This is a genomic window from Candidatus Palauibacter sp., assembly GCF_965222475.1.
Taxonomy (GTDB): Bacteria; Gemmatimonadota; Gemmatimonadetes; order Palauibacterales; family Palauibacteraceae; genus Palauibacter.
Genome location: NZ_CBDCUB010000007.1, coordinates 497,454 through 523,171, shown reverse-complemented (window position 1 = coordinate 523,171; position 25,718 = coordinate 497,454). Strand labels below are relative to the sequence as shown.

Here is a 25,718-nt window from a genome sequence, read left to right as displayed (position 1 = left end):
GCTAAGGGCGTAACCTGACGCTCTTCGCGCGGATCCGCCGGATCAGCCAACCGTAGGCGGCCAGGTTCAACGCCAGCACGGCGAGCCCGAGCCAGATCTGGATCTCCCGGTTCAGCGCGCCGGGATAGATGATCGGCAGCAGATAGCGCTCGATGAAGCCGCCGGAGTAGCCGGCCTGACCGCTCGCGACACGAAGGTTGTTCTCGAGCGGCGTGAGCGGGCAGATCCAGCCCGCGAATTCGATCAGCGCTCCCCACACGAAGCAGGGAACGTGCGCCCACGCGAGCCTCGGCCAGCGGACCGCCGCGAACCCGCCGGCGACGACAAAGGCGATGAAGAGGAGGTGTGTGACGAGGACGATGTCCGCGAGCAGCCTCCACCCCACGACGCGGAGCTACTCCACCTGGACGGGGTGCGGAAGCGGGACGTTCAGCAGGTAGCCCTTGTCGTTCATCAGAGGCTCATCCGGCTGTGTGTTCCCCGCCGCATCCGTGGCGCGCGTGACGAGCGTGTGCGCTCCCGCCCTCGCCTCCCATTCGAACTCGAAACGCTGCCAGGCCAGGGGGAGGATCGGTTCGACGATCGTGGCCTGCAGCCAGGTCGCGCCGCCATCGGGGCTCCATTCAACCGCCGCCACGGGACCGTCCGGGGCGTGTGCGAAACCGTGGATGGCGTGGGAACCCGGCGCCAGCCGAGCGGGACGCGGGAGAGCCAGCGCGCTCTTGACCACCAATTCGTTGATCACCTTCCCCTGCGCCGGCGCGTAGTCCTCAGCCGGCCACTCGTCGCCGATGAGGACGTAGGAACTCGTGTTGTTGCGGTTCCATACGCGTTCGGTGGCGATCTGGATCCGGCCCAGCCACTTGATGCTGTTGGAACCCGACCATCCGGGCACGATCGACCGGGCGGGAAACCCGTGGTCGGCGGGGAGCGGCTCCCCGTTCATGCGAAGCGCGATCAGGGTGTTCGGATCCAGCGTCTTGTCGAGCGGCATGGCGCGCTCGAAACCGGAGCTGTCCAGGCCCACGAGGTTCACGTCGACGGCTTCGGGTCGGACGCCGGCCAGTTCGAGGACGGTGGCCAGGGAGGGCCCCGACCACTCCGCGCAACCAACCGCGCCCGTCGACCACTGCCCGCCGCTGGCGCGCGTGCCGGTGAGTTCGGGGTACAGGCCCCGCCAGTTGCCGGCACATTCGAGGTAGGCGGTGATCGTACGCTGCGGCAGGGCTTCCAGCGTGGACAGATCGAGGCTCAGTTCGGTCTCGGCGCCGTCCCCTTCGACCCGGAGCGAGTAGCTGGCCGGGTCGATCGTCAGCGTGGGAGAGTGGTTGCGGACGAAGAAGAGTTCGTTCGGCGTGAGGAAGCCGTCGATCAGTTCGAGCCGGGTCTCCAGATTCGTGACCCGCTGCACGAAGGGCGAGGGATCCTTCACCCACCGGGCCGCCGCGGCTACTTCTCGTCCGGCGGCCGCCGCCGATCCCGCGTCGCCGGCACGTTCACAGGCGGCGAGCCAGGCGGCCGCGGGTCCCACGCTCGCGGCGCGGACGAAGTCTCGACGTGTGAGGCGGAAGGTCCCTTTTTTCGGTTTCATCTGCGCAGTCTCGCGGTTCGACGCTTGGCAGGGCGCGTTCAGAGAGCATATTAGGCGTATGCGACCGAGGAGCAACGCAGCCGGGACGGCCGGGGGGCGGCGGGGAGCGGGCGGTGTCCACCGGAAGCGACACTCGGTCCCGGCGCTGCTGCTGGGCACGATGGGGGCCGGATGGGCGTCGTGCAGCCCGGAGAGCAGCCCGGCCTTCGAGGTCGTCGAGACGACGATCGCCGAAGTGCAGGCGGCGATCCACGACGGGACGACGACCTGCCGAGCGGTCGTGGAGCGGCACCTCGCCCGGATCGCGGCCTACGAAGATCTCATCAACGCGATCACCGTGCTCAACCCGCGCGCCCTGGAACGAGCCGATGCGCTCGACGCGTCGCTGGCCGGCGGCGAAGCGACGGGACCGCTCTTCTGCGTCCCGATGCTGGTCAAGGACAACTTCGACACGCACGATATGGTCACCACCGGTGGCTCGATCGCGCTCGCTGACAACCTTCCGCCGGACGACGCCTTCATGGTGCGGAAGATCCGCGAGGCCGGCGCGATCGTCGTCGCCAAGACAAACATGGCCGAGTGGGCGTTCAGCCCGCGGCAATCCGTCAGCTCGTCCTTCGACACCACCCGCAACGCGTACGCCCTCGACCGCGTCCCCGCCGGTTCCAGCGGCGGCACGGCCTCCGGGGTGGCCGCCGGCTTCGGCGTGATCGGGCTGGGGAGCGATACCGGCAATTCCATTCGAGGGCCCAGCTCGCACCTCGCCCTGGTGGGCATCCGATCCACAATCGGCCTCACGAGCCGGGACGGCGTGATCCCCCTCTCCTTCGACCGGGATATCGCCGGTCCGATGGGCCGATCGGTGGAGGATGTCGCGCGCGTGTTTGATGTCGTGGCCGGCTACGACCCCGCGGACCCGTACACTGAAGCCGGACGCGAGCGCGTGGAGGAAGACTACGCCGCCTTCCTCGAGGTGGACGGGCTGCGCGGGGCGAGACTCGGCGTTTTGCGCGCTCTCGTGGACCCCGCGGAGACGGACGACGAGATCCTCGCGCTCTTCGAGACGGCGATCGACGACCTGCGGCAGCTGGGGGCGGAAGTCGTCGACCCGTTCGAGTTCGATGTGGAGGCGGAGTCGCAGCGCGAAGGGATGTTCTGCCGCCGGTTCCGCTACGACATGTGGGTCTACCTGCAGTCGCTGGGCCCGGGGGCGCCGATGGCCGATGTCCTCGAGGTGCTCGAGGACGGGCGCTATTCCGACCATGCGCAGGCATCGCTGCGGCGCAACCAGGGCGCCCCTCTCGATGTCCATCCATCGAGTTGGGACGAGCCCTGCCCGGACTACGCGGAGAACGAGGGCCGACAGGCGTACCTCGGCAACCTCGTGCGGGCGATGGACCTCGAGCGTCTGGATGCTGCCATCTACCCGTCCTGGCTTTGCGTGCCGGCCGCGATCGATCGGGGTGACGAGGACTACTGCGGGGACAACAGCCAGCGCGTGGCCCCGGCGACCGGCATGCCGGCCATCACGGTTCCAATGGGTTACACGTACGGCACGCTGCCGGCGGGCCTGCAGATTCTGGCGCGTCCCTATGATGAAGGTCTGCTCCTGCGCCTCGCTTACGGCTTCGAGCAGGGTACGCGACACCGCCGTCCCCCGGACGGCTTCCCGGAGATCAGTAGGTAGTCACCCGAGATCTGTCCCCTCCCATAAAGGGGGGGGACGGGTGGCAACTCGGGCACCGTCGAGGTTATTTATGAAGCAGTGCAAGAACCATTCAAGGACGAAGTGAAGTGACCCCCAAAAGTTGGACACCCGATCTCCGGGTTTATTGTGCTGCTCAACCCTCGCGGTAGAAGTCCTCGATGATCGTCAGGGGTGGCCGGTCTCCGAGGGAGGAGTGACGGCGCACCCGATTGTAGTAGTTGATCCGGTCCCGCACGACGGCCGCGAGCTCCTCGAGCGAGCCGGCGTCGAGGACCAGCGACCGGTTCTCCACCTTGAACCGGCCGAAGAAGCTCTCCATCTCCGGGTTGTCCCTCGGTCCGCGGAGCGCGTGGGAGAGGCGCGCACCCGCCGCCAGCAGCCGGCCGGTCCATGCGTAGCCGGTGAACACGGGGTCCCGGTCCTGGTGGACGATGATCCCGTCCAGCGAGTTCCGGAGGCGGGCCAGGGTCCGCTCCGCCGCCGTCCAGGCCGAGAGCGCCAGATCGGAGTTGGCCGACGCTCCAACGGCGAAGCCCGGCACGTACTTCGCCCGGTGATCGAGGATGGGGATCAGCCACGCCTTCCGGGTCCCGCCGGCGTAGAGGAGTTCGGTGAAGTCCGTGTAGAAGACCTCCAGCGCTCCGATCTCCGCCTTCGACCGCCCCGACAACAGGTTGGCGCGCGGCCCCGCGGCGTCGATGGCCCGCCGGACCGCGCTCGGCTTCGGCCGCGTAACGGTGCGCCTCAAGGACAGATCCCACAGCCGGTGCAGCCGCGCCACCACCTTCCGGTTCACCCGGTAGCCGTAGGTCTCCCGGAGTTCCGCGGTACTCCGGCGGTACCCATACTCCGGGTGCGCCTCGGCGATCGCCTTGAGCGGCGCCCCGGGTGCGCGTACTTCCGTGCGTAGGCGACCCTCGTCCGCGTGTGGTGGTACCACGTCGAGCGCGCCAGCCCCACCGCCCGCAGCGACGGCGCCGGGCCGTACGTCTCGCGCGTGCCGGAGACGAGCGCCACCTTCTCAGCCACGCTCAGCCGCTCCGGCCCAAGAAATTTTTTTAGCAGCGCGATCTCGACCTCCTTCTTGCCCAACAGCTGCTCCAGATCCCGGATCCGGCGCTCGTACTCCTTCACCGTCGTCTCCTCGGCGAAGACCTCCGGCGCCCGGTCCACGAAGTGCCGCCTCCAGAGCTGCACCGAGTTCGGGTGCACCCCGTACGCCCTGGCCACCTGCCCGGGCGTCTTCTCGCCCCCCAAGACCTCCAGCACCACCCGCGCCTTCAGCTTGGGCGTGTACCGCCGCCGTGCCATGACAACCTCCCTCCGGTCTGCCAGGTTCTACCCTGCGCGGCACCGCGCCCGGAGGTCAATCGTCACAATGGTGGGGTGTCCAGGATCTGGGGGTCATATCCAAGACCGCAGCTTGGGGCGCTGACCTCTGCGAGTCCGGGTGTCGGTGCTGACGGTACTTGTACACGAGGAGGTAGCAACATGACGACCAGCACACGCCTTGTTGCGGTGCTCGCTCTGGCGTGGCCCGTGCCGGCGCTGGCGCAGGACGGCGCGATCAGCGGCACCGTCACCGACGAAGACGGACTCGCCCTGCCGACGGTGAGCGTGACGGCGACGAGTCCCGTACTCGGCGACGAGTCGCGGACGGCGCTGACCAACGCTCAGGGGCTCTACAGCCTGACGGGGCTGCCCTCGGGTACGTACTCGCTGCGCTTCGTCTACCCCGGTTTCACGATCGAGACGCGCGGCGGCGCGGTGGTCGGGGCCGGCGACCGAACCGTGGTCGATGTCCAGCTCATATCGCTACGCACGGCGACGGTGCAGGAGCTGACCGCGGTGGTGACGGGCACGCACTTCGCGGCCCCGCCCATCAGCCTCCCGTACGCGGTGGACGTGGCGAGCCGGGAGTCGATGCAGGAGCAGGGTTCGCCGCAGACCGTGGACTTCTTCAAGAGACTTGGCGCCAACCACGGCACTCTCGGGGAGCGCAGCAGCTGGTACAACCGCAGCGGGGCGCTGATCCCCGAGACCGTAGCCAGCGTCAACCTGCGGGGCCTGGGGGCCTCGCGTACGCTCGTACTGCTGAACGGGCGGCGGCAGGTGTACACGCCGTCCCGGCTCCCCGGCGGCCGCTTCGTGGACGTCAATGCGTTTCCGAGCATCGCGCTGGACCGCATCGAGGTGCTGAAGGAGGGGGCCTCGGCGATCTACGGCTCCGACGCGGTGGCGGGCGTGGCGAACTTCGTCACGCGGCAGGACTTCGAGGGCTTCGAGTTCACCGCGGCACACGACTACTTCAGCGGGGCCGGGGACTCGAACGCGGGCGCGATCTGGGGCGGCAGCCTGGGGGCGTCCACGAACGTGGTCCTCTCGGCGGAGTGGGCGGCACGCCAGGACCTCATGCCGGAGGAGCGCGACTGGGGGCTGCGGCCGTACCCGGGACCCGGCGGCGGGGGATGGTCCTACTACGGGAACCCGGGCGCCTTCCTCATGCCGAGCCTGACCGGGAACGAGACTCCCGGCGAGTTCGTGAGCGCGCTCATCGACTCGCAGTTCGGGGACAATCCAAGTCTGTTCGTGGATCCCGAGTGCGAGAACTTCGGCGGGGTGAACGAGGGCGTGACCTGCCGGTTCCGCTACCAGCCGTACGACAACCTGATCGAGAAGCAGACGCACGTCCGGGCCTTCGGCGAACTGAACAGCGAGCTGGGCACCGGCACGACGCTGCATGTGGAGGGGCTGTGGGCCGAAGCCACCATACCCGAATGGAGGACGACGCCCTCGTTCCCGCCCATCTCGCTCTACGACGGCCTGCAGTTGGTCGTGCCCGAGAACCCGGGACGGCAGGCGTTCTGCGCGGCCAACGCGGCCGGCGGCGGGTTCGGCTCCGCGGCGGACTGCCTCCAGGACGACTGGTACTTCTACGGGCGCATGGTCGGCAACAGCGGCCCCGGCCGGGAGCTGCGGCGGTCGTCGCGCACGCAGCGGATCGCAGCCTCGCTGGACCGCCACTTCGAGAGCTTCGGCGGCGGCGAGGGCCACCTGGACATCTCGGCCAGCTACTCCCGTGCCACGGGCAACGTGAACCAGCCGGCCGAGTACGCCTACCGGAAGTACCTGGCCTACCGCGGGTTCGGCGGCCCGGACTGCGGCGTGGGCGTGGTCGTGGATCCCACCTCGGCGGCCGGCATGTCGCTCGGCTCGACCGGGGGAGCCGTGGCCGGGCAGGGCGACTGCATGTTCTACAACCCGTTCAGCAACGCGATCCAGCGCGCCGAGCAGCCGGGGACGAGCTACACGAACGCCAACAACCCCGGCTACGTCGCCGGCGCGGCCAACTCCCCCGAGTTGCTGGCCTGGATCAACGAGGAAGTGGACCTCTTCAACACGGCCGATCTGTTCGTGGCCGAGGCCACCTTCAGCGGCAGCGCCATCTCGGACGCGCTCGGCTACGCATTGGGATACCAGTTCCGCCGCTTCGACGTGACGGGAACGCCCAACGACGCGGGCAACCAGGCCATCAACCCCTGCCAGGTGCCGGGGGACCGGTCCTGCCTCGAGCAGGCGGGGCCGTTCACGTTCACGACGGGGTATTTCCCCTATGACGACGCGCAGACGGTCCACCGCTTCTACGGCGAGATACCGATCAATCTCGGCGATTGGCTCGATGTACAGTTTGCCGCCAACTACGAGTTCCACGATATCGCGAGCAGCTTCAACCCGAAGGTCGCCGCACGGGTGAACCTGTCCGAGTCCGACAACCACCAGTTGGCGCTGCGCGGGTCGCTGCAGTCCACGTTCCGGGTTCCATCGGTGGACGACGTGAATACCGACCAGATCACCGCGCTCGAGTACGTGCAGGAAGTGGATGTCTACAAGGCGGTGGACACGCGCGGTAGCGAGGATCTCGATCCGGAGACGGCGCTGACAGGCAACGTGGGGCTCATCCTCTTCCACTATCCGAGCCGCACGCAGGCCACGTTCGACTTCTGGAGCTACGACTTCAGGGATGTGATCAATGTGATCCCCCACGCGAGCATCACGCGGCTCTACCACGAGGAGGGCGCCAGCCGCGCCGCAGTTCAGGAACTCGTGAAGTGCCCGGACGGCTGGGGGACCGGGACGTGCAGTTCGGCCCTGATCGAGCGTATCCGGATCAACCTGATCAACTGGCCGGGCATGCAGACTTCGGGCTTCGACTGGAGCGTGGCAACGCGTCGCACGCTCGGGGGCGGCGAAATCTCGCTCGGACTGGACGGCACCTATACCCGCACGTACAACATCGATGCTCTCAACTTCAATGGCGTGGAACTGCAGGCCGCGGCGCAGGGGGCGGGGAAGCTCAACCGCTACAATCCGATCGCCTGGCCTCTGCCGAAGTGGAAGTGGTCAGCCTCGGTCGGTTACCACCAGGAGCGCTACTCGGTGATCGGCAACCTCCACTACATCTCGTCCTACGACGATCCGGACTCGGTTGATACGGACCACCGGGTCATCGACTCGTTCGGCACGTTCGACGCCACCGTGATGATGAGGCTGACCGACGGCATCGATGCCTTCGCGACGGGCTTCAACCTGCTGGGGACGGGGCCGCCGCTCGTCAATCAGGAGGGTTCGTACGACGGCCTCACGCACGATCCGAAGGGGCGGCGGATCAAGGCCGGGATGACCTACACGATCAACTAGCCGGGGGGCTCGGCGGGGCGCGCGACCATGATGCCGTCCTGGGAGCCGATGGAGAGGATCCGTTCGGCAAGGGGCTGCTCCGAGATCTCCACGGAGCGGCCGACCAGGGGGGCGTGGAGCAGGTGGAGCGCCCCGTCGCGCCACACGGCGAATCCGGTGTGGGCGACGTCCAGCCCGGCGACGGTCGAGGTGGCCGCGATCACATCGCCGGGCCGGATGCGGCCCGCCACCTGCGCGATCCGGCCCTCCGGCACGTACAGCCGGTCCGGCCCCTCGTCGAGCCTCTCCTCCATCGTGGCGATGGCTTCGAGTACGCCGGCATCGGCCAGCTGCCGGTACGCCTCGGGGTGCTCGGACATGAAGCGCACCGGCTCCGGATCGGCCGCGGGATCCAGCTCGCCGGTGACCACGCGCAGCAGGCCCTTCAAAGCGTTGTCCGTCAGCCATTCCGAGAAGTAGTGGAGGCGGCTCGGATATCCGTCGAGCGTGCCGCCACGATACCGAAGATCCGTCAGGTGGGCCTCGTACCGGGCCCGCGCCGCGACGGGATCCGCGAGGGCCTCCGCTCCGTCTTCCCGGACGAAGCGCGTAAGAGCGAGGACGTTCTCGACGAGCGTCACGCAGTCCAGTTCGCGGAAATTGATGACGAGCCGCTCCCGTCCCGGCTCCTCGAGCGTGCCCGGCGTGTACGTCGTGCCGACGAACGACTCGGCCAGCTGGACGATGGCCTCGCCCAACTCCGTGTCGGCGAGCCCGCGTTCGGCGGCGAAGCGGACCTTCTCCTCGAAGACCGCCCAGTCCTCCGGTGTCCAGACCGCCGGGCCGGGCGACGTGGACGCCGAGCCTCCCCCGCCCGACCCCGATCCGATACCGGCCGTCTCGTCAACCACGGTCGAGGTCGGGGGCTGTCCCTGCCACGATGCGAGGGCCGCGATGGCGACCACGGTCACCACGATGCAGAGGATGACCTTCACCAGCGTGAGAACGCCGCGCCATTTCATCTCGAATTCACGTCGAACTGAGGTTGAGTACCACCCGTTCCTCCCCTTCCCTGTATTCGACCCGCAGGGAGCGGCTCACCGACCCCCACAGGTGGGGGTGCGCGCGAAACGCCTCCGTCAGATAGACCCCGAGCGCCCTGACATGGAACGCGTGTTCCCAGCCCCGGCGCATGAGGCGGGCCGCCTCGCCAACCTGCGTGTGGGGTCCGCCGCCCGCGATCGCCTCGTGCAGGCGTTCGGCGCCTCTCGCGAGATCAGCCCAGCGTCCACGGGTATCTCCGTTCTTCCTCGCCAGATCGCCCACCGTCCACCAGTGTCGCATCCGGCGCTCGAAGCCGGCCAGCCCCGCGTGACCGGACCCGCGGGCCGACGCCGACGCGGCGGCGGCGAGGTCGCCGGCCGAGAGCGACGGATCTTCCAGATACTGATGCCACGGGTCCCCGTACAACAGCTGTCGGAGGAGCGGTGTCTCGCGGCCCGGTTCGTCGGCGAGCCACGGGACCGCCCGGCCCAGCGCCATGCCGAGCGCCCGCGCGTCGGCCCCGGTGAGCAGCTCCAGGAGGGTCGGGAAGGTCGCCTTTCTGAACCGGAGGTGGAACGACACCTCCACGTCTCTCCGCTCCCGCCCCACGCGTTCGAGGCGTGCCCTCGCGGCCCGCGCGCCCCCCGGCGTCACGCTGCCCCAGAGGACACCGAGATCGACGAACCGCCCCGCGTCACGAGCTGAGAGTCGCCGCTCTCCGTACTGCATGAGGAGGTGCAGCGTGTAGTTGAACCCGTCCGCGGTCGGGGCGGCGCCGGGGGTCCAGTCACGGGATCTCGCGGTCAGCGTCGTCTTCCATTGGCAGCTGTCCCGGCCCCACTTGCCCGCGTAGCCCTCGATCGCGGTGAAGCTGAAGCGGCTGCGCTCCAGGCGACGGTCCCTCCGGATCGTCTCCCGCATGTACGTCCGCGCCTTCCCGCCCATCGAGAAGAGATCGCCGAGATCGAGGGACACGCCCCACGACCGGGTCGTCTTCACCGTGTCCTCCTCCAGGAATCGGCGCAGCGTCACGCCGTTCGCCGCCGCGGAGGCGCCATCCTCGAGCACTCGCGCGAAGTCGCCGCGGAGCATCGCGCCGTGTAGCGGCCGGAACCCGTCCCCCAGCCGGGCTTCGTCCAGCGTGACCTCGATCAGCGCTTCCTCGGTGCGGGTGCGACTGTAGAGGAAGTCGACCGCGAACTCCGCCTTCTGCTCCGCGATCCGCGTGATCAGGGCGGCGGCGTCCGACTCCAGCTTCTCGATCCGCTTCCGGAGAGCGGCCAGCCGCAGACGCTTCCCTTCCATCCGCAGCCGGTCGACGAGCCGGTCCGCGAGGGCTCGCTCGCGGGGATCGAGGTCCGCCACCCTCGGTTTCGCGAGGATCGCCCTCACCTGCTCCAGGGGCTCGCCGAGAAGCGCCTCGATCGCGGCCCCGAGCGCCTCTTCGGTCTGCGATTTGTCGGCGAACCGCACGTTGACGCGGGCCGCCGCGCGCAGGGCGAGCGCATCCCGGTCGGACTTCCTGACCTGGACGTCGATCTCCCCCTCCCTCTGCCGGGAGAAGACGACGAGGAAGTGGTCGTCGATCTTGACCTTGAAGCTCGCCCGGAGGCGGGCGCCGACCTTGACGCCGAGGTCCTCCCCGGACGCGAGAAGCCCGCCGAGGGCGCCGATGTGGGTGGTGAACACGTCCGACCACTTCAGGCTCACGGTGGCGCCCAGGGTTCCGTTCACCTCGAGCGCGAGCGCCTCCCCGCGAGCGAGCGAGCGGACGTCCGCCGCGGAAACCACGAATCGGGCCGTGGCCAGATCGCGGGCGACCGCCGGGCCGACGAAGTCCTCCGCGTGGTGACGCCGATAGTCGTGGAAGAGGACGGAGACCTCGCCGTCCGCCTTCGCCGCAAATCCGAACGTCGCGGCCTTCAGTCCTCCCTTCGCCATGACCCGGGCGGTCGTGCGATAGGCCAGCCATGCCGAGTCCGCCGCGAACAGGACCGGCGTTCGGATCTCGAGACCCTTCGGTTCCGCATCTTCCGCCGGGGCCTCTCCAAACAGTCCGGCTGGATCCTCATCCCCGGGCGCGTTGAAGACGTCGATCGTGACGTCGCCCCCGACCATGCATGTGAGGTCGTCGTTCACGACCGGCAGTTCCTTCTCCACCGACCGCGTGAGGAGGGTGGGGTTGGGCAACTCGGAGTCCCCCAACCGCCGCGCCGCATGGTCGGCGAGGTGGGAACTCAGGTCGCCGGCATCGAGCTTCTTGGGCATGGTGTCTCACCTTCGCAAGATGTTGACTCGCGGACACTTCACTTGGACGAACTACAGTCCCGGGGTGTTGCCTCGACGGCAAGTTCATGCGGCATCCGGTCGCCGCCGCCGGGGGCGCCGCCTATTTTCCGCGCTTCTCCGCCATCAGATGGCCCTTCTGCCGAGAGCTACGGATGAAGATGCACCGCTCGCGCACACTCGCGCCCTTACCGTTCACCGCCGCCATGCTCCTCTTCGCCACGGGCGCCGCGGGGCAGGCCTTCGACCCGACCGATCGGATCCCGCCGGACCCATCCGTGATCGCGGGGGCGCTCGACAACGGTCTCCGCTACTTCGTCCAGGAGAACGACCAGCCGGAGAACCGGGCGGAGTTGCGCCTCGTGGTCAACGCCGGATCGATCCTCGAGGACGAGGATCAACTCGGACTCGCGCATTTCGTCGAGCACATGGCGTTCAACGGGACCCGGAACTTCGAGAAGCAGGCGCTCGTCGACTACCTCGAGTCGATCGGGATGCAGTTCGGCCCCGACATCAACGCCTACACCAGCTTCGACGAGACCGTCTACATGCTCCAGGTGCCGATGGACGACCCGGAGATACTGGCGACCGCCTTCCAGATCCTCCACGACTGGGCGGGGGGCGTGCTCTTCGACCCGGAAGAGGTCGACAGGGAGCGCGGAGTCGTGATCGAGGAATGGCGCGGCGGGCGGGGGGCCCAGGCGCGCATGCAGGACCAGCAGTTCCCGATCATGTTCGAGGGGTCGCTGTACGCGGAGCGTCTCCCGATCGGGAAGCCCGAGATCCTCGAAACGGCCCCCGCCGAGCGGCTGCGCAGCTTCTACGAGGACTGGTACCGGCCGAACCTGATGGCGATCGTGGCGGTCGGCGACTTCGATGGGCGCGAGATCGAAGCGACGATCCGGGAGCAGTTCGCCGGGTTGCGTGGCCCTGCCGAACCCCGTCCGCGGATGACGGCCGAGATCCCCATCGACCATCCCGCACGCGTGGCCATCGCGACCGACACCGAGGCCCCGCAGAGCCAGGTCGGGGTGCTCTACAAGCAGCCCCCCGCCCCACGCGGCACCATCGCGGACTTCCGCCGCGGCCTCGTCGAGGGCCTGTACTCGGGGATGCTGAACGCCCGCCTCGACGAACTTAGGCAGCAGGCCGAGCCGCCGTTCCTGTTCGGGCTCTCGGGCCAGGGCCAGTTCGTGCGCGGGGTGGATGCATACCAGCTCATCGCCCTCGTCGCGGAGGGCGGGATCGAGCGCGGGATCGAGACGCTGCTCACCGAGGCGGAGCGCGTGGTGCGGCACGGGTTCGCCGAGACGGAACTCGAGCGGCAGAAGACCGCGGTGAGGCGGTCGTACGAGCGCCGCCTCGCGGAGCGCGAGAACCAGGAATCGGGCGGACTGGCGGGCCGCTACGTGCAGGTCTTCCTGCAGGGGAGCGCGTACCCCGCCATCGAGACGCAGATGGAACTCGTGGACGCCTTCCTCCCCGGGGTCACGCTGGACGAGACGAACGGCGTTGCCCAGGCGTGGCTGGCCGAGCGGGGCCGCGTCATCCTCGTCAGCGCGCCCGAGAAGGAGGGGCTCGAGACGCCCGCCGAGGAGGATCTCGTGGGCGTGTTCGCCGCGGTCGGCGGGCGGGAGATCGCCGCCTACGAGGACGCGGCCACCGACGCCCCGCTCCTTCCGGTCGTCCCCGAGGGTTCGCCGGTCGTGAGCGAGGAGACGCTCGATGAGGTGGGGGTCACCCTCTGGACCCTGGAGAACGGCGTCCGCGTCGTGCTGAAACCCACCGACTTCAAGGACGACGAGATCCTCTTCTCCGCGACCAGCCCCGGCGGTACCTCGCTCGTGCCCGACGACCTCTACCCGAAGGTGTCGCTCGCCGGCGCGGTCGTGAGCCAGGCCGGGGTCGGCGAATTCGACCGGACCGCGCTGCGCAAGAAGCTCACCGGCAAGGCGGTGAACGTCTCCCCGTCGCTCGGGTCGCTCTCCGAGGGCCTGGGGGGCTTCGTCTCGCCAAGAGACATCGAGACCGCTTTCCAGCTTGTGTACCTGTACTTCACCGCGCCGCGACGGGACGAAACCGCGTTCGAGGCCTTCAAGGCCCAGCAGTTGGGGGGCCTCGCGAACCTCGGCGCCAGCCCCGACATCGTGTTCTCGGACACGGTCTCGGCCACGATGGCCCAGGGGCATCCGCGGGTGCCGAGCCTCTCCCAGTTCCTGGAGCACCTGGAGCAGGCCGACCTCGACGCGGCCTACGGCCTCTATCGCGAGCGCTTCGCGGACGCCAGCGACTTCACGTTCTATTTCACCGGCACCTTTGATCTCACCGGGATCCGGCCCCTTGTGGAGCAATACCTGGGCGCGCTCCCCGACCTGGATCGGGTCGAGACCTGGCGCGATACCGGCATCGATCCGCCCGCGGGCGTAATCGAGAAGTTCGTGTACAAGGGGCTGGAACCGCAGAGCCGGACCCAGATCATCTTTTCGGGCGAGGCCGAGTACTCGCGGCAAGAGGCGAACGCGATCTCGGCCATGGCCGACATCCTCGACATCCGGCTGCGGGAAGTGCTGCGGGAGGACCTGGGCGGAACGTACGGCGTGGGCGTCGGCGGGTCGCTCAGCTACCGGCCGGACGAGGAATACAGGGTCACCATCAGCTTCGGCTCGGCCCCGGAACGCGCGGAGGAACTCTCCACCGCCGTGTTCGAGGAGATCGAACGGCTCAAGGCCGAGGGGCCGGACGCGGAGACGGTGGACAAGGTGCGCGAGACGCAACGGCGGACGAAGGAGACGAACCTGCGCGAGAATCGCTACTGGCTTGGCCAGTTGGCCGCCTTCGAGCGTGCCGGAAGGGACCTGAGCGAGATTCCGGGCTACGACGCGATCGAAGGCTGGACGGCGGAACAGGTGCGGCAGGCCGCGATCCGCTATCTGCGCACCGACCAGTACGCCCGCTTCGTGCTGCTGCCGGAACAGAAAGTCCCCTAGATGAGCGGATCCGCCTACGCGCGGCGGGAGCGTTTGCCCGTCCGCGTGATGCCGGACCACGACAGCATCGCCGCCGAGGTGGCGGGGCGGATCGCCGCGCTCATGTGCGAGCGGGCCGGGAACGGGCATCACGCCGTGCTCGGTCTCGCGACCGGTTCGACCCCCGTCGGAGTGTACCGGGAACTCATCCGCCTGCACCGGGAGGAAGGGCTCGACTTCTCCAACGCGGTCACCTTCAACCTCGACGAGTACTTCCCCATGCGGCCCGGGAGCTTCCACAGCTACCACCGCTACATGCGGGAGCACCTGTTCGATCACGTCAACATTCCCCCGGACCAGCGCCAAATTCCCCGGGGAGACGTGCCCGAGGCGGAGGTGGAAGCGCACTGCACGGAGTACGAACGTCGCATCCGTGAGGCGGGGGGCATCGACTTCCAGATCCTCGGGATCGGGCGCAGCGGCCACATCGGCTTCAACGAGCCCGGCTCCGAGCGCGAGTCTCGCACCCGGCGGCTCTATCTGGATACGGTCACGCGGGCGGACGCGGCGTCGGACTTCTTCGGAGAGGAGAACGTGCCGCCCCAGGCGATCACCATGGGCGTGGCGACGATCCTCGAGGCCCGTGAGGTCGTCCTCCTGGCGACGGGGGAACACAAGGCCGCCATCGTGCGGCGGTCGGTCGAGGGGGAGGTCCACGCCGACGTGGCCGCGACCTTCCTCCAGCAGCATCCCGCCGCGACGGTCTACCTCGATCCGGCCGCCGCCTCGGACCTCACTCGCATCCGCACGCCGTGGCGGGTGGGCGAGGTGGAATGGACGCCGGAACGGGAGACCGCGGCGGTCATCTGGCTGAGCGAGCGCACCGGAAAATCGATCCTCCACCTCGCGACCGACGACTACCGCGCCAACCATCTCGCCCCACTCACCTCCAGACATGGTTCGGCCGAACCGCTCAACGGGCAGGTCTTCAACGCGCTGATCTCCAAGATCCGGGGCAAGAGCCGGCTCCCGCGCGGCCAGGAGATCGTCGTCTTCTCGCCCCATCCCGACGACGACGTGATCTCGATGGGCGGCCTGCTGCGGAAGCTGGTCGAGAACGGCAACCGGGTGACGGTGGCGTACCAGACCTCCGGGAACATCGCCGTGTTCGACCACGAGGTCCGGCGCTACCTGGACTTCCTCCGTCGGGCGGCCGGCGTGATCGACCTCGGGGCGGCGAGGACGCTCGAAGCAGCATTGAGCTCCGTGGAGGAGCGGCTCGCGCGCAAGGAACCGGGGGGCGTGGACGCCGGCGTGGTGCAGCAACTGAAGCGGATCATCCGCGAGAGCGAGGCGATCGCCGCTATCGAGTCGCTGGGCCTGGCCGCGGACCGGGCCCGCTTCCTGAACCAGCCCTTCTACCAGACGGGGAAGGTGAGGAAGAACCCGATCTCCGGGGCGGACGTGGAGATCGTCACGGAGCTGCTGGAAGAGATCCGTCCGACGATCGTGTGCGCGGCGGGCGACCTCTCCGACCCGCACGGGACGCACCGCATGTGCCTCGAGACCGTCGAAGCCGCCCTCGCCCGCTACGGAGGCGACCCGCCCTGGCTGTGGCTGTACCGGGGCGCGTGGCAGGAGTGGAGCCTGGACGAGGCGACCGTCCTCGTACCGCTCTCCGAAGGCGAGGTGCGCGGCAAGGTGCAGGCGATCTTCCGGCACGAGTCGCAGAAGGACTCGGCGCCCTTCCCCGGACCGGACCCGCGCGAGTTCTGGCAGCGCGTGGTCGACCGCAACCGCGGGACCGCGGATCTGCTGCGCGCCCTCGGGCTCCCCGCGTATTACGCGATGGAGGCGTACGTGACGCTGCGCGAGGGACGGCGGGTGGAGGGACCGGAGATCCCCACCTCGTCGCTCGCGGACGCGGAGGGGTGAGGCGCGGCGCCGCGGCCGCGGACCGAAGCATGTGAGGGGCTGACATGGGCCAGTTCTTCGGGACGGAGCTGCAGCCGCTGGATCTCTTCGGCCCGGCGCATCTGGTGGCGTCCGGCATCCTGGCCCTGCTCGGGTTCTGGCTGATCCGCGCCGGCATGGCCGCGGACGAACGCGGACGACGCCGTCTGCGGATCGGAATCATCGCCACCATCGTCCTCTTCCGCATCACGAAGCATGCATGGAAGGCGTCCGTGGGGCTGTGGGCCGTGGAGACCGACCTGGGCCTGCACCTGTGCAGCGCCATGTCCTTGATCGCCGCGTACGGGCTGTGGACCCGCCGCCCGTGGACCCTCCATCTCATGTACTTTTTCGGCGTCGCCGGCGCGGTGCAGGCGGTCTTGACCCCGGACGCGACGTTCGGCGTTTGGCACTTCACGTTCTTCGAGACGATGGCGTCCCACGCGATCCTCGTCATGGCGGGGATCTGGGCGGTGAAGGTGGAAGGCTACCGGCCGGCGGCGCGCGATCCGTGGCTCGCGCTCGGCCTGCTGAACCTGTACGCCCTCGTGATGTATCCGCTCAACCGGCTGCTCGGATCGAACTACCTGTACGTCATCGACAAGCCGCAGACGGCTTCGATACTGGACTACTTCCCGGGCTGGCCGTGGTACATCCTGCTCCTCGAGCCGCTGGCGATCGCGCTCTTCCTCGCGCTGTATCTTCCCTTCCGGAACCGCACTGCCGGCTGACGCCGACGCGGGGACTTTCCTCAACCAAAAGTCGACTTCCGGCAGTTATCGTCATTCGTTCTTTTTTGTGCAGAAGTATGTTCAAAAGAGAGGCTCGACATTCGCACATTCGCCCGCATATCGACGTCTAACTGACGTTACATTCGGGGGGTCAGGCGGACGGTCGCTGTGGCGCGCGCCTCGCCCTCGGCGAACCCGATCCTGACGACTCCGGGCACGGAATCCGAGACGCGCGCGGCGCCGCTCGCAACGGTCAGGTGTACGGGGGTGCCGAACAACGCGATGTCGTAGGTGCGACCGGCCGTCCCCTCGACGGAGAGGGTCCAGCCATCCGCTTCGGACGCGAAGTCGAGGATCCGCAGGCCGGTGCTCCGCTGGCCGGGCTGGAGGGAAACCCGGGGCGGCGCGACCGTGAGCCCGCCCTCCCAGCTCACCACGATCTCGGCGCGCTCGCCCGTCTGGGTCCCGGCGCCGGTGATCACCTCGAAGCTGCCGTCTGGCCCGAGTTCCGCGTCGATGCCGTTCACCCGGATCGCCACCTCCCGCGCGCCAACCGGCACGTCAGGGACGAAGTCGAAAGTCAGCGGCGGCCCGGTGGTCGTCAGCGTCGTGCGCCGTTCCCCACCCGTCGCGGTCCAGGTCTGGCGGAATTCCACATCGGTAGTCGTGGCCCCGGCCCGGAGCCGCCTAACCGTCACCTCCGGCCAGTCCGGCGGGAGCTGCGGGGCGAGCCGGGCCCGGCCCAGCGGCGCGTCGGGTTCCCATCCGATCACGCCGCGCAGGAGAGGCGTCACCAGCGCCGACGTGGCGAAGAACTGGTGCGGGACGGTCTGGTCGAGGGGCTGGTAGAAGGTGCCCGACAGGAGTTCCGGGTGACGCCCCAGGCTCCAGTCGAAGGTCATCTGCTTCACCGCGTCCATGAGGTGGAAGCCGGCCCACGGACGTCGGTACCGGTACTGTCCCCAGGCCACGTACCCGGTCACGAAGGGCCACACCGTGCCCATGTTGTACTGGAGCGGATGGTACAGATCGCTCTCCGTCGAGAGCATATGGGCGCCCCAGTCCGACGACACCCGGTCGCTCGCAAGGTGGGTCAGCGTCGACCGCGCCCGCGCCGCGTCGAAGAGACCGAACGCGGCCGCCGTGGCGGGCCACACGGTGAGATTGTCGTTGGTGCCGCCATCGGCGAGGATCCCGAAGGCATGATGTCCCGCGTCCTCGAGCCAGTACGCGTCATCCAGGGTCGCCCGGGCACGGGGAGCCATCTCCCGTGCCCGGTCCGCGACCTCGGCATCGCCCATGCGCTCGGCCAGGGCCCCGGTCCCCTCAAGAGCCGCGGCCCAGACCCCTGCCAGGTAGATATCCTGGTGGAGCGCCGCCCCGAGGCCGCCGACCTCGACCGCTGCCAGTCCGCCCACGGTGTTCTCGATGATGCCGTCGCCATCCGTCTCGGCCGTGAGGCACCACTCCCACGCGCGCCGGTACGCAGGCCACAGTTCCCGCAGCAGTTCGTCGTCGCCGCTCGCACGCCAGTACTCGTAGAGGGCGACCATCCAGTAGGGCGTCGTGTCGGCGTGGTAGTAGGCGTAGGGGTAGGTGCCGAACCAGTCGATGCGCGCGGCCGCCTGCGAGATTTCGTGCGTGATCTTCCCGTCCTCGCGCTGGTACTTCGCGAGAAAGGCGAGCTCTTCCGCCACCAGCCCCCACTGGCCGAGGGCGTCCATGGCGAAGGTGGTCATCGCCGCGTCGCCGCCGAAGAACCAGCCGAAGCCCGGCCGGGTTCCGTTGCGCGACAGTCCCCACCCGGCCACGAACCCGCAGCCGAGGTCCGGATTGCAGACCCGCTGTTCCTCCAGGTTGATCTTCGCCCACTCGAGGGCGAGATCCAGCGCCGGGTCCGGCGACTCGATGGAGACCGTGGATGCGAGCACCGAGTCGGCCCAGGCTCGTTTCGCGTCGTACAGCGAGCGGGCCTCGGAAATCAGCCGCTCGTAGCTCTCGAAGACTTCCTCGCGGGGCGTGGTCCCGCCCGCCATCGCGATGGGGATGAACTCTCGCCGGGCCCGCTCCGGGTCGACCGGGATCACCATCGTTCGGGGCGCCTCCCCCAACTGGTGGGCCGGGTGTTCCACCGAGTTCGCGGCCCACGGCGAGCCCACCACGGCGTTCTGCGCCTGCAGGCTTTCGGACAGGACGAAGACGCGCCGGCCGGCGTCCCAGTAGGCGTACTGCCCCCCGATCGACCCCGGCCACATGTAGTTCAGCACGGGCTCGAACTCGGCGACGACCTCCAGCGGCTCCGGGCTGTCCACCTCGAGCAGGACGAGGAGACCCGCGACTTCGGCGGGGGCGAGGATGTGCTGGCGCACCTGGAAGGCCGCGTGGCTGTAGGTGATGGTGGTGATTTCCGGGCGTACCTGCACGCTGCGGGCGAGCTGCTCTCCCGGAATCGGCGACCCGTAGCTCGGGGTCGAGAAGCCCAGCCGGAACCCGCTCCCGACCTTGAGGGGATGGACCCACAACTCCGCCTCGCCCGTCTCGAGGCCGAGCCAGGCCGATCGCGGCCCCGTCACGCCCAGGTACTCTCCGGGGCGCACGGGTCCGGAGAGTTCGATCGGAGACGCCTCGATCTCGAAGCGGGGGACCGACAGGGCTGCCGCATCCGGCGGAACTCCCGCCGGCGTTTGCGAGGAAGCCAGGCTCGGCGAGGTGGCCGAGATCGCGACCAGCAGCGGAAGCGAGATTACACGGGGGCTGCGGTCGATCTTCATCGTCAGGATTCCTCACTCCCGCGGCAACGGTTCCGGCCATCCGGCCATCCCCGGAACCGCACGGTTCTTCCGGAAAACTACGTATCGACTGGCCCCGGACAATCCGCCGCTCAGGGCTTGGTTGACTCAAAACGAATCCAACGGACCCTGCACGAACCTGTTCAGCGGGACGTCCATACGATCCTGGACCCGCGTGAAGAACCGATCCACGGCGGTCGTTGGCACCCATTCGGGGCCGGGCAGATGGGACAGGTGGTGGGGCAGCACGAACAGCGATTCGACGAGAGACACCATCAGCATGGCGATGACGATCACCGGCAGTGCCGACCATGTCTCTCCAACGCCTCCGGGAATGAAGAGAAGAGGCATGAACGCCAACACGCCGGGGGTCCCCCGCATGCGTTCGGAGTGGATTTTCTCGGCCACGACGATGGCGTCGTCGACGACAATGCCGATGGCGAGGACGAACGAGAACAGTGAGATCGTGTTGATCGCGTAGTCGAGCACAAGCCTGACGGCGAGAGCGCCGATGCCCGCAACGCCGAGACCGACGGCGACCCACAGGGCAAGCCGGATCTGAAGAAAGAGGCTCAGGGCGATCAACACCGGCAACAGGCCCAGAATACCGTTCTTGAGGAGAATATCGGCGCGTTCCTCGTAGTCCCGGGACTCGTCATTCCAGATGGTGACACCCACCCCGTCGGGCAGGGACGGGATCACCTCGTTCGCCATGTGCTCTCGGACGCTGGTGGCGACATCCATCACCTGCTCGCCGCCGGCCCGGTAGACCTCGACGAACACGGCCGGGTGGTTCTGATGCCTGAGAATCAGGTCGGTCTCCTGATAGGCATCGCGCACTTCGGCGATATCACCCAGGCGCAGCCCGTGCCGTCACGGTTGCCGAGAAGGACGATCTCTTCGAAGTCCTGTTGATTGTAGTTCTGGCCGAGGGTCCTGACCCGCGCCTGGGATTCCCGCGTATCGATACTGCCGGCGGACAGGTCGAGCGAACTGCGGCGAATCGTATTGGCGATGTCGGTGAGAGTGAGTCCCAGGGCTCTCACCGCTGGAGCGGCACCTCGATGGAGATCTCGTATTGCCGCACGCCGCTGACGCCGACCCGGGACACCGAGGCAAGCGTCGTGAGTTCATCCTCGATCTTGACGACGATCGACTCCTCCGCCTCCTCCGGGGTGGCGCCGGGATAGACCATCGAGACTTCGATGTGGTAGAAGGGGACCGTGGGCCACGCCTCCCGCTCGAGGCCGGTCCACGACACGAGTCCGGCGGCGATGATGCCGCACATCAACAGGTTGGCCGCGATACCGTTACTCGCCATGTAGGCGAGCGGCCCGGAGCGCTCGCGGTGCATGCCGTTGGTCGGACTCACCGTGCCGGACTCACCGTGTCGAACTCACCGCGTGGCGTCGGTCTCGGTCTGAACGCGCATGCCTTCGGTGGCGAACGGAATTCCGCCGGTGATTGCCGCCCGACCACTCTCGAGGGCGCCGGTCACGAAGACCTCGTCATTGGCGCGTTGCAGCACCTGTACCGGAACGAGGCTCACGACGCCGCCATCACTCACCGTCCAGACCTCGTTTCCGGGTTGCAGGGCCGCTCGCGGGATCTGGAAGTAGTTATCCAGTGAGAGGCCCTCGATCTCCACCTCCACGAACTTGCCGACCAGCAAGGGGGGGTGACCGCCGACGGCATCGGACGGGTCCGCCGGGACCCCCGCGTTGAACGGATCGGGCACACGCACGATCACGTCGATGGTTCGCGTCTGCGCGTCAAGCGAGGCTTCCCCCCGGTCCACATACCCTTCCCAGGCGAACGTCCCCTCTCCGTATTGGGCGATCACGCGGGCCGGCACTTCGCTCGCTCCATCGCCCGCGCGAAGTTCCCACAGTCCCGGGATCAAGGCCGCGTCGGCGTCGGCCAGCGGCACGATCACTTCCACCGCGTCCGAGGCGAACATCCGTCCCACGGGCTGTCCGGGGCTCACGATTTGGCCCACATCTACGGATTCGGCACGGACGAAGCCGTTGAAGGGCGCTGTTACCCGGGTTCTGGACAGCGCAAGATTCGCGTCGGCGAGCAGGATTTCGTCGCGGCTCAGAGCGGCACGCGCCGCCTCCAGCTGGGGCTCCCTGAGTGTGAGAGGGCTCGCCTCGGCCGGCACAGCCCCGGCTCCTCGCCGGTCCGCATACAGCTCGTATTGGGCGCGGGCGATCTCCGCCTGCTCCTGTTCCTGGAGGAACGCGACCTGACGAGAGGCGAGGTTGGCCTCGGCTTCCTGCAGGCGGTACAGGTAGTCCGCCTCCTCAATGCGGAAGAGGATCTGGTCCGCCTCCACCCGTCCTCCGCTCTGAAACCCGGGATCCACCCAGACGACCTTGCCCCCTACCTGTGGCGCGATGTCGATCTCCGCGCTTGGGCGCACCGTTCCGAAGCCGTACACCGGTATGGGGCCCGACCCGGCTGAAACGCGGGCGGTCTGTACGAACGGGATCTGGGGAGGCGGCTCCCGGCTCTCCGGCTCCGGGGCCAGCGAGACCAGTAGCGCCGCCCCCCCCGCGGTAACCACGACGATGACGATGATGATCCTGAGACTCGATCCGAATAGCAGTCTGCGCAGCATGGTCATCTACTCCGTGGAGGCCGAGGGGCTCAACCGGACCGCAGGGGCGGCGGAAGCCCGGCGGGCGGCATGGGGCTCGAGAGTTCGAGGAAGAACCAGCCGTTGGAAAAGGACGTGAAGGGGGATCGGCGGCCCGAATCCGGTTCCTCCATGTCGCAGTCCTCCTCCTCTTGCCGAGACTTGGTTCGTCCAGCTTGAGCATAGAAATCCGAACTTTGCGCTGTCAACCGGATCGAAATCCACTCCGGCCAACCCGGCTCTTGCCCTGAATGAACCGGAACAAAGGGACGAGCCACGCGACGTGGCGCACGTCATGCACGATGTGTTGGAACCACCACTTTCCGATGACCTTCCGCTCGTCGATTGGGCTGATCGCGTTGCAGGTCACCAGGCACATCTCGGAGTCGAAATCGTGGGCGTAGAGGCGGCCCCGGCATTTCACGCTGTAGCTGAATCTGGTGTCGATCAGTTCAATGTCGAACTGTTTCAGCAACGACAGGATGCGCAGCTAACGGTTGCGGAGGACTCGCACGACGCGGCCGGCCGGATCGACCACCTGTAGCGGACCGGTCAGCACGTCGTCGCCCAGGTCGACCACGCGGCCCGGTGCCTCGCCCGCGGCGGCGCGCCGGGCGGGGAGCGTGTACGGCTCCGCGAGGCTGACATCGACCGTGTAGCCGAGATCGGCCATCGACTGGATCGTGATCGCGCTGAACGTCTCCGGCGCGCCGAGTGCGTTGAGCGGCCGCATGAGTTCGCCTCGCAGCACGGCCCCCCGCCAATGGAGGTTCGCGCTCCCTCCCCCGCCGAGGTTCTCGACCGGGACCTTCGCGCCGCCCGTGTAGTCCGTTCCGCCCGCCGCGTCAAAGGCGGCAAGGGCGAGCGGGCCCGTGAAGTGCGAGTCGATCGCGCCCACGCCGAAGGAGCGGTCGCGTAGCAGGCCCTTGGCGGGCCACAGGAGTCCGAACCCCAGCGTATGAGCGATCTCGTGTACCGCCAGTTCGGTCGCGTCGCTTGACCCGATGAGATCGTCGAGGTCCGACGCGTCGAAGAACATCACCGAGAGGTGCGGCAGCATGGAGCCGTCCCGCAGGCGACACATGCCCGCCTGGGCAAGCGTCCTCCCCGGACCGTCGATATCCCGGATTTCGACCAGGATCATGAGATCGTCGATGGTGCCCGGCGGCTCCGATGTGCGCGCGCCGTGACACTCGAGGTGGCCGTCGACGGGCACGTCCGGAAGTTCCGTGTCGGCGAGGACGGACATCCAGAGGTCCGCCGCCGAGCGGATCGCGGCCCGCTGCGGCTCGGTCGCCGAGCCGACGAAGTCGAGGGTGATGTCGAATGCGCCCCCGGTTGGCCGTACCTCGACTCCGAACGACAACGTCGTCGTCAGGCCTCCGGGATCGCGGGCGGTCACGGTCACGATCGCGCTCCCGCGCGCGAGTGCGACGACTCGCACCATGTCGTCCACCGCAGCGGCGCTCACCACGGCCGGGCCCGAAGACTCCGCCTCGTACACCAGCGGATCGCCATCCGGGTCGGTGAAGTATTCCGACGGGTCCACGCGCACCGTATCTCCCGGGATCAGCGTCAGAGCGGAGATCGGGCCCGCGGCCAGCGGCGCCCGGTTCGGCACCGTCACCTCGAATCGAAGTGCGGCGGCCCGGCCTTCAGGGTCCCGGGCCGTCACCGTCACCGTCGCCGTGCCTCGAGACACGGCGATCACCCGGACCGTGCTGCCCGTCACCTCGGGCGTCGCCACGCCCGGGTCCGAGGACCTCGCTTCGTAGGAGAGGACGCCTCCCTCCGGATCGCTGAAGTACGCTGACGCTTCCAGCACGGCCGCGTCTCCCACGGCCAGTTCCAGGTCGGGCGCCGTTTCGATCACCATCGGGGGCCGGGTCAGCGGCGGCTCCGTGCTCCCGTCGCCGCACGCCGCGGCCCAGGCGACGGCCAGGACCGCGAACGTCCAAGTGACGGCCCTGCCAGGGGCTGCCCTGCGCGGCCGGCTCATCTGTGGCATGACTCCCAGGGGCCCGTTGTGATCGAAATCAGTCGCGCGCGACGGCTGACCGGAGTCCCGGGAAACGGCTCATCGTGATGGAGGCGCTTCACCATGTCCGGGGCGCTTCGTTTCGTCGCTCTGACTGCGCAACCCCCGGAACCAATCGGGGAGACGACCCAGGACGAAGATCGCGGCAACGCCTGTGAGGGTCCAACCGCCCAGAGTCATGGCGAAGTCTTCGTGGCCGAGGTAGAGAGCCCATCCGCTGCAGACGAGCACGGCGAACACAACCAGCGTTCCTGACAGCTGCCCCCGTCTTCGCTCAGCCAGAACTCCCTCAACGACCCTCTTGCCCGTTTCCATCTCGTGGTCGGTCGCTTTCTCCGCCATCCTGATGATGCGATCGGCCGAACCGGGAAGAAGCTCCTCGTATTGGCACAGGAGTTGGGGCGGTGGTATGGGCCCCGTGATTGTTACAGTTCGTGAGCCAGCGATCAGAGGTTCGTGGTGGCGCGCGCGCGACCGCACGGGCTGGTCGCCAGGATCAGGTTCTGGAGTTGGTGCTTCCCCCGTGCCCTTCGTGGGGATCGTCCGTGAGTCCGTCCGGCGGCGTTTCTTCTTCGGCATGCCCAAGCTCTTCGATTGCTTGCCAAATCGCCCCGCCCGTCCTTTCCCAGCTGCGACGGAGAACAGTATCCGCATCATACGGATACCACTCGCTATCCTTGGTGCTTGGCCACAGGTCGAAGATGGAGCCGAAGCCCCGGACAACGCTCAGCAAACGCTCGGCCATGAACACGCTCCCGTACCGGACCAGCTTGGCGTTCTTACAACCAGCCTGAACGCCCCCGTCAACACAGTATGAACAGCACCATCCTCCCGCACGCGACAACCGGCGCTAGGCGCCGGTGACGTGGAGGACCACGGTCCGGCGGTGCGGGCGGCTCCGGTGCTCGAACAGATAGATCCCCTGCCAGGTGCCGAGCGTGGGCGCGCCATCCATGAGGGGGATGGCGAGGTGGGTCTGGGTCAGCGCCACCCGGATGTGGGCCGGCATGTCATCCGGTCCTTCCATCGTGTGGCGGTACAGGCGGTCGTCTTCGGGCACCAGCCGCGCGAAGAAGCCTTCGAGGTCGTGCAGGACGTCGGGGTCCGCGTTCTCCTGGATCGTGAGCGACGCCGACGTGTGGCGAATGTAGACCGTGAGCATGCCCGTTTCGAACTCGAGCCGGGCCACCCAGTCGAGGATCGGGCGGGTGATCTCGTACAAGCCCTTGCCCCGCGTATCGACGTTCAGCTGTCGAACGAACTGTCTCATCGCGGTGGCGGGCGCAGGGGTCCG

General features: G+C 68.2%; 22 protein-coding genes. 5 read left to right on the top strand and 17 right to left on the bottom strand.

Translation table 11 applies throughout. The annotated features are described in order from the left end of the window. Window position 1: 1 nt before the first annotated feature. Window positions 2-385 carry a DUF2784 domain-containing protein gene (locus ACOQPP_RS14270; protein WP_419165847.1) on the bottom strand — a complete coding sequence of 128 codons (384 nt, stop codon included), beginning with the start codon at window positions 383-385 and terminating at the stop codon, window positions 2-4. A gap of 9 nt (window positions 386-394) precedes the next feature. Then, window positions 395-1,591, bottom strand: a complete 1,197-nt coding sequence (locus ACOQPP_RS14265) for a sulfite oxidase (protein ID WP_419165848.1) — start codon at window positions 1,589-1,591, stop codon at window positions 395-397. 58 nt (window positions 1,592-1,649) lie between these two features. Between ACOQPP_RS14265 and ACOQPP_RS14260 the strand changes: the two genes are divergently transcribed. After that, complete coding sequence (locus ACOQPP_RS14260; RefSeq protein ID WP_420636772.1) at window positions 1,650-3,278, top strand: amidase; 1,629 nt, start codon at window positions 1,650-1,652, stop codon at window positions 3,276-3,278. 154 nt (window positions 3,279-3,432) lie between these two features. Here the strand turns inward: ACOQPP_RS14260 and ACOQPP_RS14255 are convergent, their stop codons facing one another. Together ACOQPP_RS14255 and ACOQPP_RS14250 are read right to left on the bottom strand one after the other, a co-directional pair. Next, a complete protein-coding gene (locus ACOQPP_RS14255; protein WP_420636856.1) occupies window positions 3,433-4,167 on the bottom strand; it encodes a transposase in 735 nt (244 codons plus the stop codon). Continuing rightward, window positions 4,092-4,610 carry a transposase gene (locus ACOQPP_RS14250; RefSeq protein WP_420636771.1) on the bottom strand — a complete coding sequence of 173 codons (519 nt, stop codon included), beginning with the start codon at window positions 4,608-4,610 and terminating at the stop codon, window positions 4,092-4,094. The genes ACOQPP_RS14255 and ACOQPP_RS14250 overlap by 76 nt, the downstream gene beginning before the upstream one ends. A gap of 180 nt (window positions 4,611-4,790) precedes the next feature. Between ACOQPP_RS14250 and ACOQPP_RS14245 the strand changes: the two genes are divergently transcribed. Then, window positions 4,791-7,997 (top strand): carboxypeptidase regulatory-like domain-containing protein, encoded by a 3,207-nt coding sequence (locus tag ACOQPP_RS14245; protein ID WP_420636770.1) that lies wholly within the window; start codon window positions 4,791-4,793, stop codon window positions 7,995-7,997. Here ACOQPP_RS14245 and ACOQPP_RS14240 read toward each other — a convergent pair. After that, window positions 7,994-8,998 (bottom strand): N-acetylmuramoyl-L-alanine amidase-like domain-containing protein, encoded by a 1,005-nt coding sequence (locus tag ACOQPP_RS14240; protein ID WP_419165851.1) that lies wholly within the window; start codon window positions 8,996-8,998, stop codon window positions 7,994-7,996. The two genes, ACOQPP_RS14245 and ACOQPP_RS14240, sit on opposite strands and share 4 nt — an antisense overlap. 7 nt (window positions 8,999-9,005) lie before the next feature. Further along, window positions 9,006-11,288, bottom strand: coding sequence for a hypothetical protein (locus ACOQPP_RS14235; protein ID WP_419165852.1), 2,283 nt, complete (start codon window positions 11,286-11,288; stop codon window positions 9,006-9,008). Between the two features lie 173 nt (window positions 11,289-11,461). Here ACOQPP_RS14235 and ACOQPP_RS14230 point away from each other — a divergent pair, with 173 nt between their 5' ends. The 3 genes from ACOQPP_RS14230 to ACOQPP_RS14220 are packed head-to-tail and all read left to right on the top strand — an operon-like array spanning window position 11,462 to window position 16,956. Next, window positions 11,462-14,293: a M16 family metallopeptidase gene (locus tag ACOQPP_RS14230; protein ID WP_420636769.1), complete on the top strand. Its 2,832-nt coding sequence runs from the start codon at window positions 11,462-11,464 to the stop codon at window positions 14,291-14,293. Continuing rightward, entirely contained in the window at window positions 14,294-16,207 is a 1,914-nt protein-coding gene (gene nagB, locus ACOQPP_RS14225; protein WP_420636768.1) for a glucosamine-6-phosphate deaminase, read from the top strand. A 44-nt stretch (window positions 16,208-16,251) separates the two neighbouring features. Then, complete coding sequence (locus tag ACOQPP_RS14220) at window positions 16,252-16,956, top strand: TIGR02206 family membrane protein (protein ID WP_419165855.1); 705 nt, start codon at window positions 16,252-16,254, stop codon at window positions 16,954-16,956. A 137-nt stretch (window positions 16,957-17,093) separates the two neighbouring features. Here ACOQPP_RS14220 and ACOQPP_RS14215 read toward each other — a convergent pair whose 3' ends face one another. From ACOQPP_RS14215 to ACOQPP_RS14165, 11 genes are all read right to left on the bottom strand, one after another. After that, a complete protein-coding gene (locus ACOQPP_RS14215; protein WP_420636767.1) occupies window positions 17,094-19,727 on the bottom strand; it encodes an amylo-alpha-1,6-glucosidase in 2,634 nt (877 codons plus the stop codon). A gap of 126 nt (window positions 19,728-19,853) precedes the next feature. Further along, on the bottom strand, window positions 19,854-20,585 hold the full coding sequence (locus ACOQPP_RS14210) for an efflux RND transporter permease subunit (protein WP_419165857.1): 732 nt from the start codon (window positions 20,583-20,585) through the stop codon (window positions 19,854-19,856). After that, window positions 20,555-20,791: an efflux RND transporter permease subunit gene (locus ACOQPP_RS14205; protein ID WP_419165858.1), complete on the bottom strand. Its 237-nt coding sequence runs from the start codon at window positions 20,789-20,791 to the stop codon at window positions 20,555-20,557. Before ACOQPP_RS14205 ends, ACOQPP_RS14210 begins: the two co-directional genes overlap by 31 nt. Further along, window positions 20,788-21,117: an efflux RND transporter permease subunit gene (locus tag ACOQPP_RS14200; protein ID WP_419165859.1), complete on the bottom strand. Its 330-nt coding sequence runs from the start codon at window positions 21,115-21,117 to the stop codon at window positions 20,788-20,790. Before ACOQPP_RS14200 ends, ACOQPP_RS14205 begins: the two co-directional genes overlap by 4 nt. Before the next feature lie 24 nt (window positions 21,118-21,141). Beyond that, a complete protein-coding gene (locus ACOQPP_RS14195; protein ID WP_420636766.1) occupies window positions 21,142-22,368 on the bottom strand; it encodes an efflux RND transporter periplasmic adaptor subunit in 1,227 nt (408 codons plus the stop codon). 29 nt (window positions 22,369-22,397) lie between these two features. Further along, window positions 22,398-22,520 carry a hypothetical protein gene (locus ACOQPP_RS14190; protein WP_419165861.1) on the bottom strand — a complete coding sequence of 41 codons (123 nt, stop codon included), beginning with the start codon at window positions 22,518-22,520 and terminating at the stop codon, window positions 22,398-22,400. A 71-nt stretch (window positions 22,521-22,591) separates the two neighbouring features. Continuing rightward, on the bottom strand, window positions 22,592-22,861 hold the full coding sequence (locus ACOQPP_RS14185; protein ID WP_419165862.1) for a hypothetical protein: 270 nt from the start codon (window positions 22,859-22,861) through the stop codon (window positions 22,592-22,594). A 15-nt stretch (window positions 22,862-22,876) separates the two neighbouring features. Beyond that, the gene (locus ACOQPP_RS14180; RefSeq protein WP_420636765.1) at window positions 22,877-24,385 is read right to left on the bottom strand and encodes a leishmanolysin-related zinc metalloendopeptidase; all 1,509 of its coding nucleotides are present in this window, start codon (window positions 24,383-24,385) and stop codon (window positions 22,877-22,879) included. Window positions 24,386-24,463: 78 nt separating this feature from the next. Then, complete coding sequence (locus tag ACOQPP_RS14175) at window positions 24,464-25,003, bottom strand: DUF2335 domain-containing protein (RefSeq protein WP_419165864.1); 540 nt, start codon at window positions 25,001-25,003, stop codon at window positions 24,464-24,466. Beyond that, window positions 24,921-25,169: a hypothetical protein gene (locus ACOQPP_RS14170; protein WP_419166174.1), complete on the bottom strand. Its 249-nt coding sequence runs from the start codon at window positions 25,167-25,169 to the stop codon at window positions 24,921-24,923. The genes ACOQPP_RS14175 and ACOQPP_RS14170 overlap by 83 nt, the downstream gene beginning before the upstream one ends. Before the next feature lie 105 nt (window positions 25,170-25,274). Further along, window positions 25,275-25,694, bottom strand: coding sequence for a secondary thiamine-phosphate synthase enzyme YjbQ (locus ACOQPP_RS14165; RefSeq protein ID WP_419165865.1), 420 nt, complete (start codon window positions 25,692-25,694; stop codon window positions 25,275-25,277). Window positions 25,695-25,718: the final 24 nt, after the last annotated feature.

Bases quoted from the DNA above. Each gene is read 5' to 3' on its own strand.
- ACOQPP_RS14220 (WP_419165855.1), top strand. From the start codon at position 16,252: ATGGGCCAGTTCTTCGGGACGGAGCTGCAGCCGCTGGATCTCTTCGGC.
- ACOQPP_RS14170 (WP_419166174.1), bottom strand. From the start codon at position 25,169: ATGGCCGAGCGTTTGCTGAGCGTTGTCCGGGGCTTCGGCTCCATCTTC.
- ACOQPP_RS14235 (WP_419165852.1), bottom strand. From the start codon at position 11,288: ATGCCCAAGAAGCTCGATGCCGGCGACCTGAGTTCCCACCTCGCCGAC.
- ACOQPP_RS14230 (WP_420636769.1), top strand. From the start codon at position 11,462: ATGAAGATGCACCGCTCGCGCACACTCGCGCCCTTACCGTTCACCGCC.
- ACOQPP_RS14250 (WP_420636771.1), bottom strand. From the start codon at position 4,610: ATGGCACGGCGGCGGTACACGCCCAAGCTGAAGGCGCGGGTGGTGCTG.
- ACOQPP_RS14240 (WP_419165851.1), bottom strand. From the start codon at position 8,998: ATGAAATGGCGCGGCGTTCTCACGCTGGTGAAGGTCATCCTCTGCATC.
- ACOQPP_RS14165 (WP_419165865.1), bottom strand. From the start codon at position 25,694: ATGAGACAGTTCGTTCGACAGCTGAACGTCGATACGCGGGGCAAGGGC.
- ACOQPP_RS14260 (WP_420636772.1), top strand. From the start codon at position 1,650: ATGCGACCGAGGAGCAACGCAGCCGGGACGGCCGGGGGGCGGCGGGGA.
- ACOQPP_RS14190 (WP_419165861.1), bottom strand. From the start codon at position 22,520: ATGGAGGAACCGGATTCGGGCCGCCGATCCCCCTTCACGTCCTTTTCC.
- ACOQPP_RS14195 (WP_420636766.1), bottom strand. From the start codon at position 22,368: ATGCTGCGCAGACTGCTATTCGGATCGAGTCTCAGGATCATCATCGTC.
- ACOQPP_RS14215 (WP_420636767.1), bottom strand. From the start codon at position 19,727: ATGAAGATCGACCGCAGCCCCCGTGTAATCTCGCTTCCGCTGCTGGTC.
- ACOQPP_RS14245 (WP_420636770.1), top strand. From the start codon at position 4,791: ATGACGACCAGCACACGCCTTGTTGCGGTGCTCGCTCTGGCGTGGCCC.
- ACOQPP_RS14175 (WP_419165864.1), bottom strand. From the start codon at position 25,003: ATGCCGAAGAAGAAACGCCGCCGGACGGACTCACGGACGATCCCCACG.
- nagB (WP_420636768.1), top strand. From the start codon at position 14,294: ATGAGCGGATCCGCCTACGCGCGGCGGGAGCGTTTGCCCGTCCGCGTG.
- ACOQPP_RS14180 (WP_420636765.1), bottom strand. From the start codon at position 24,385: ATGAGCCGGCCGCGCAGGGCAGCCCCTGGCAGGGCCGTCACTTGGACG.
- ACOQPP_RS14265 (WP_419165848.1), bottom strand. From the start codon at position 1,591: ATGAAACCGAAAAAAGGGACCTTCCGCCTCACACGTCGAGACTTCGTC.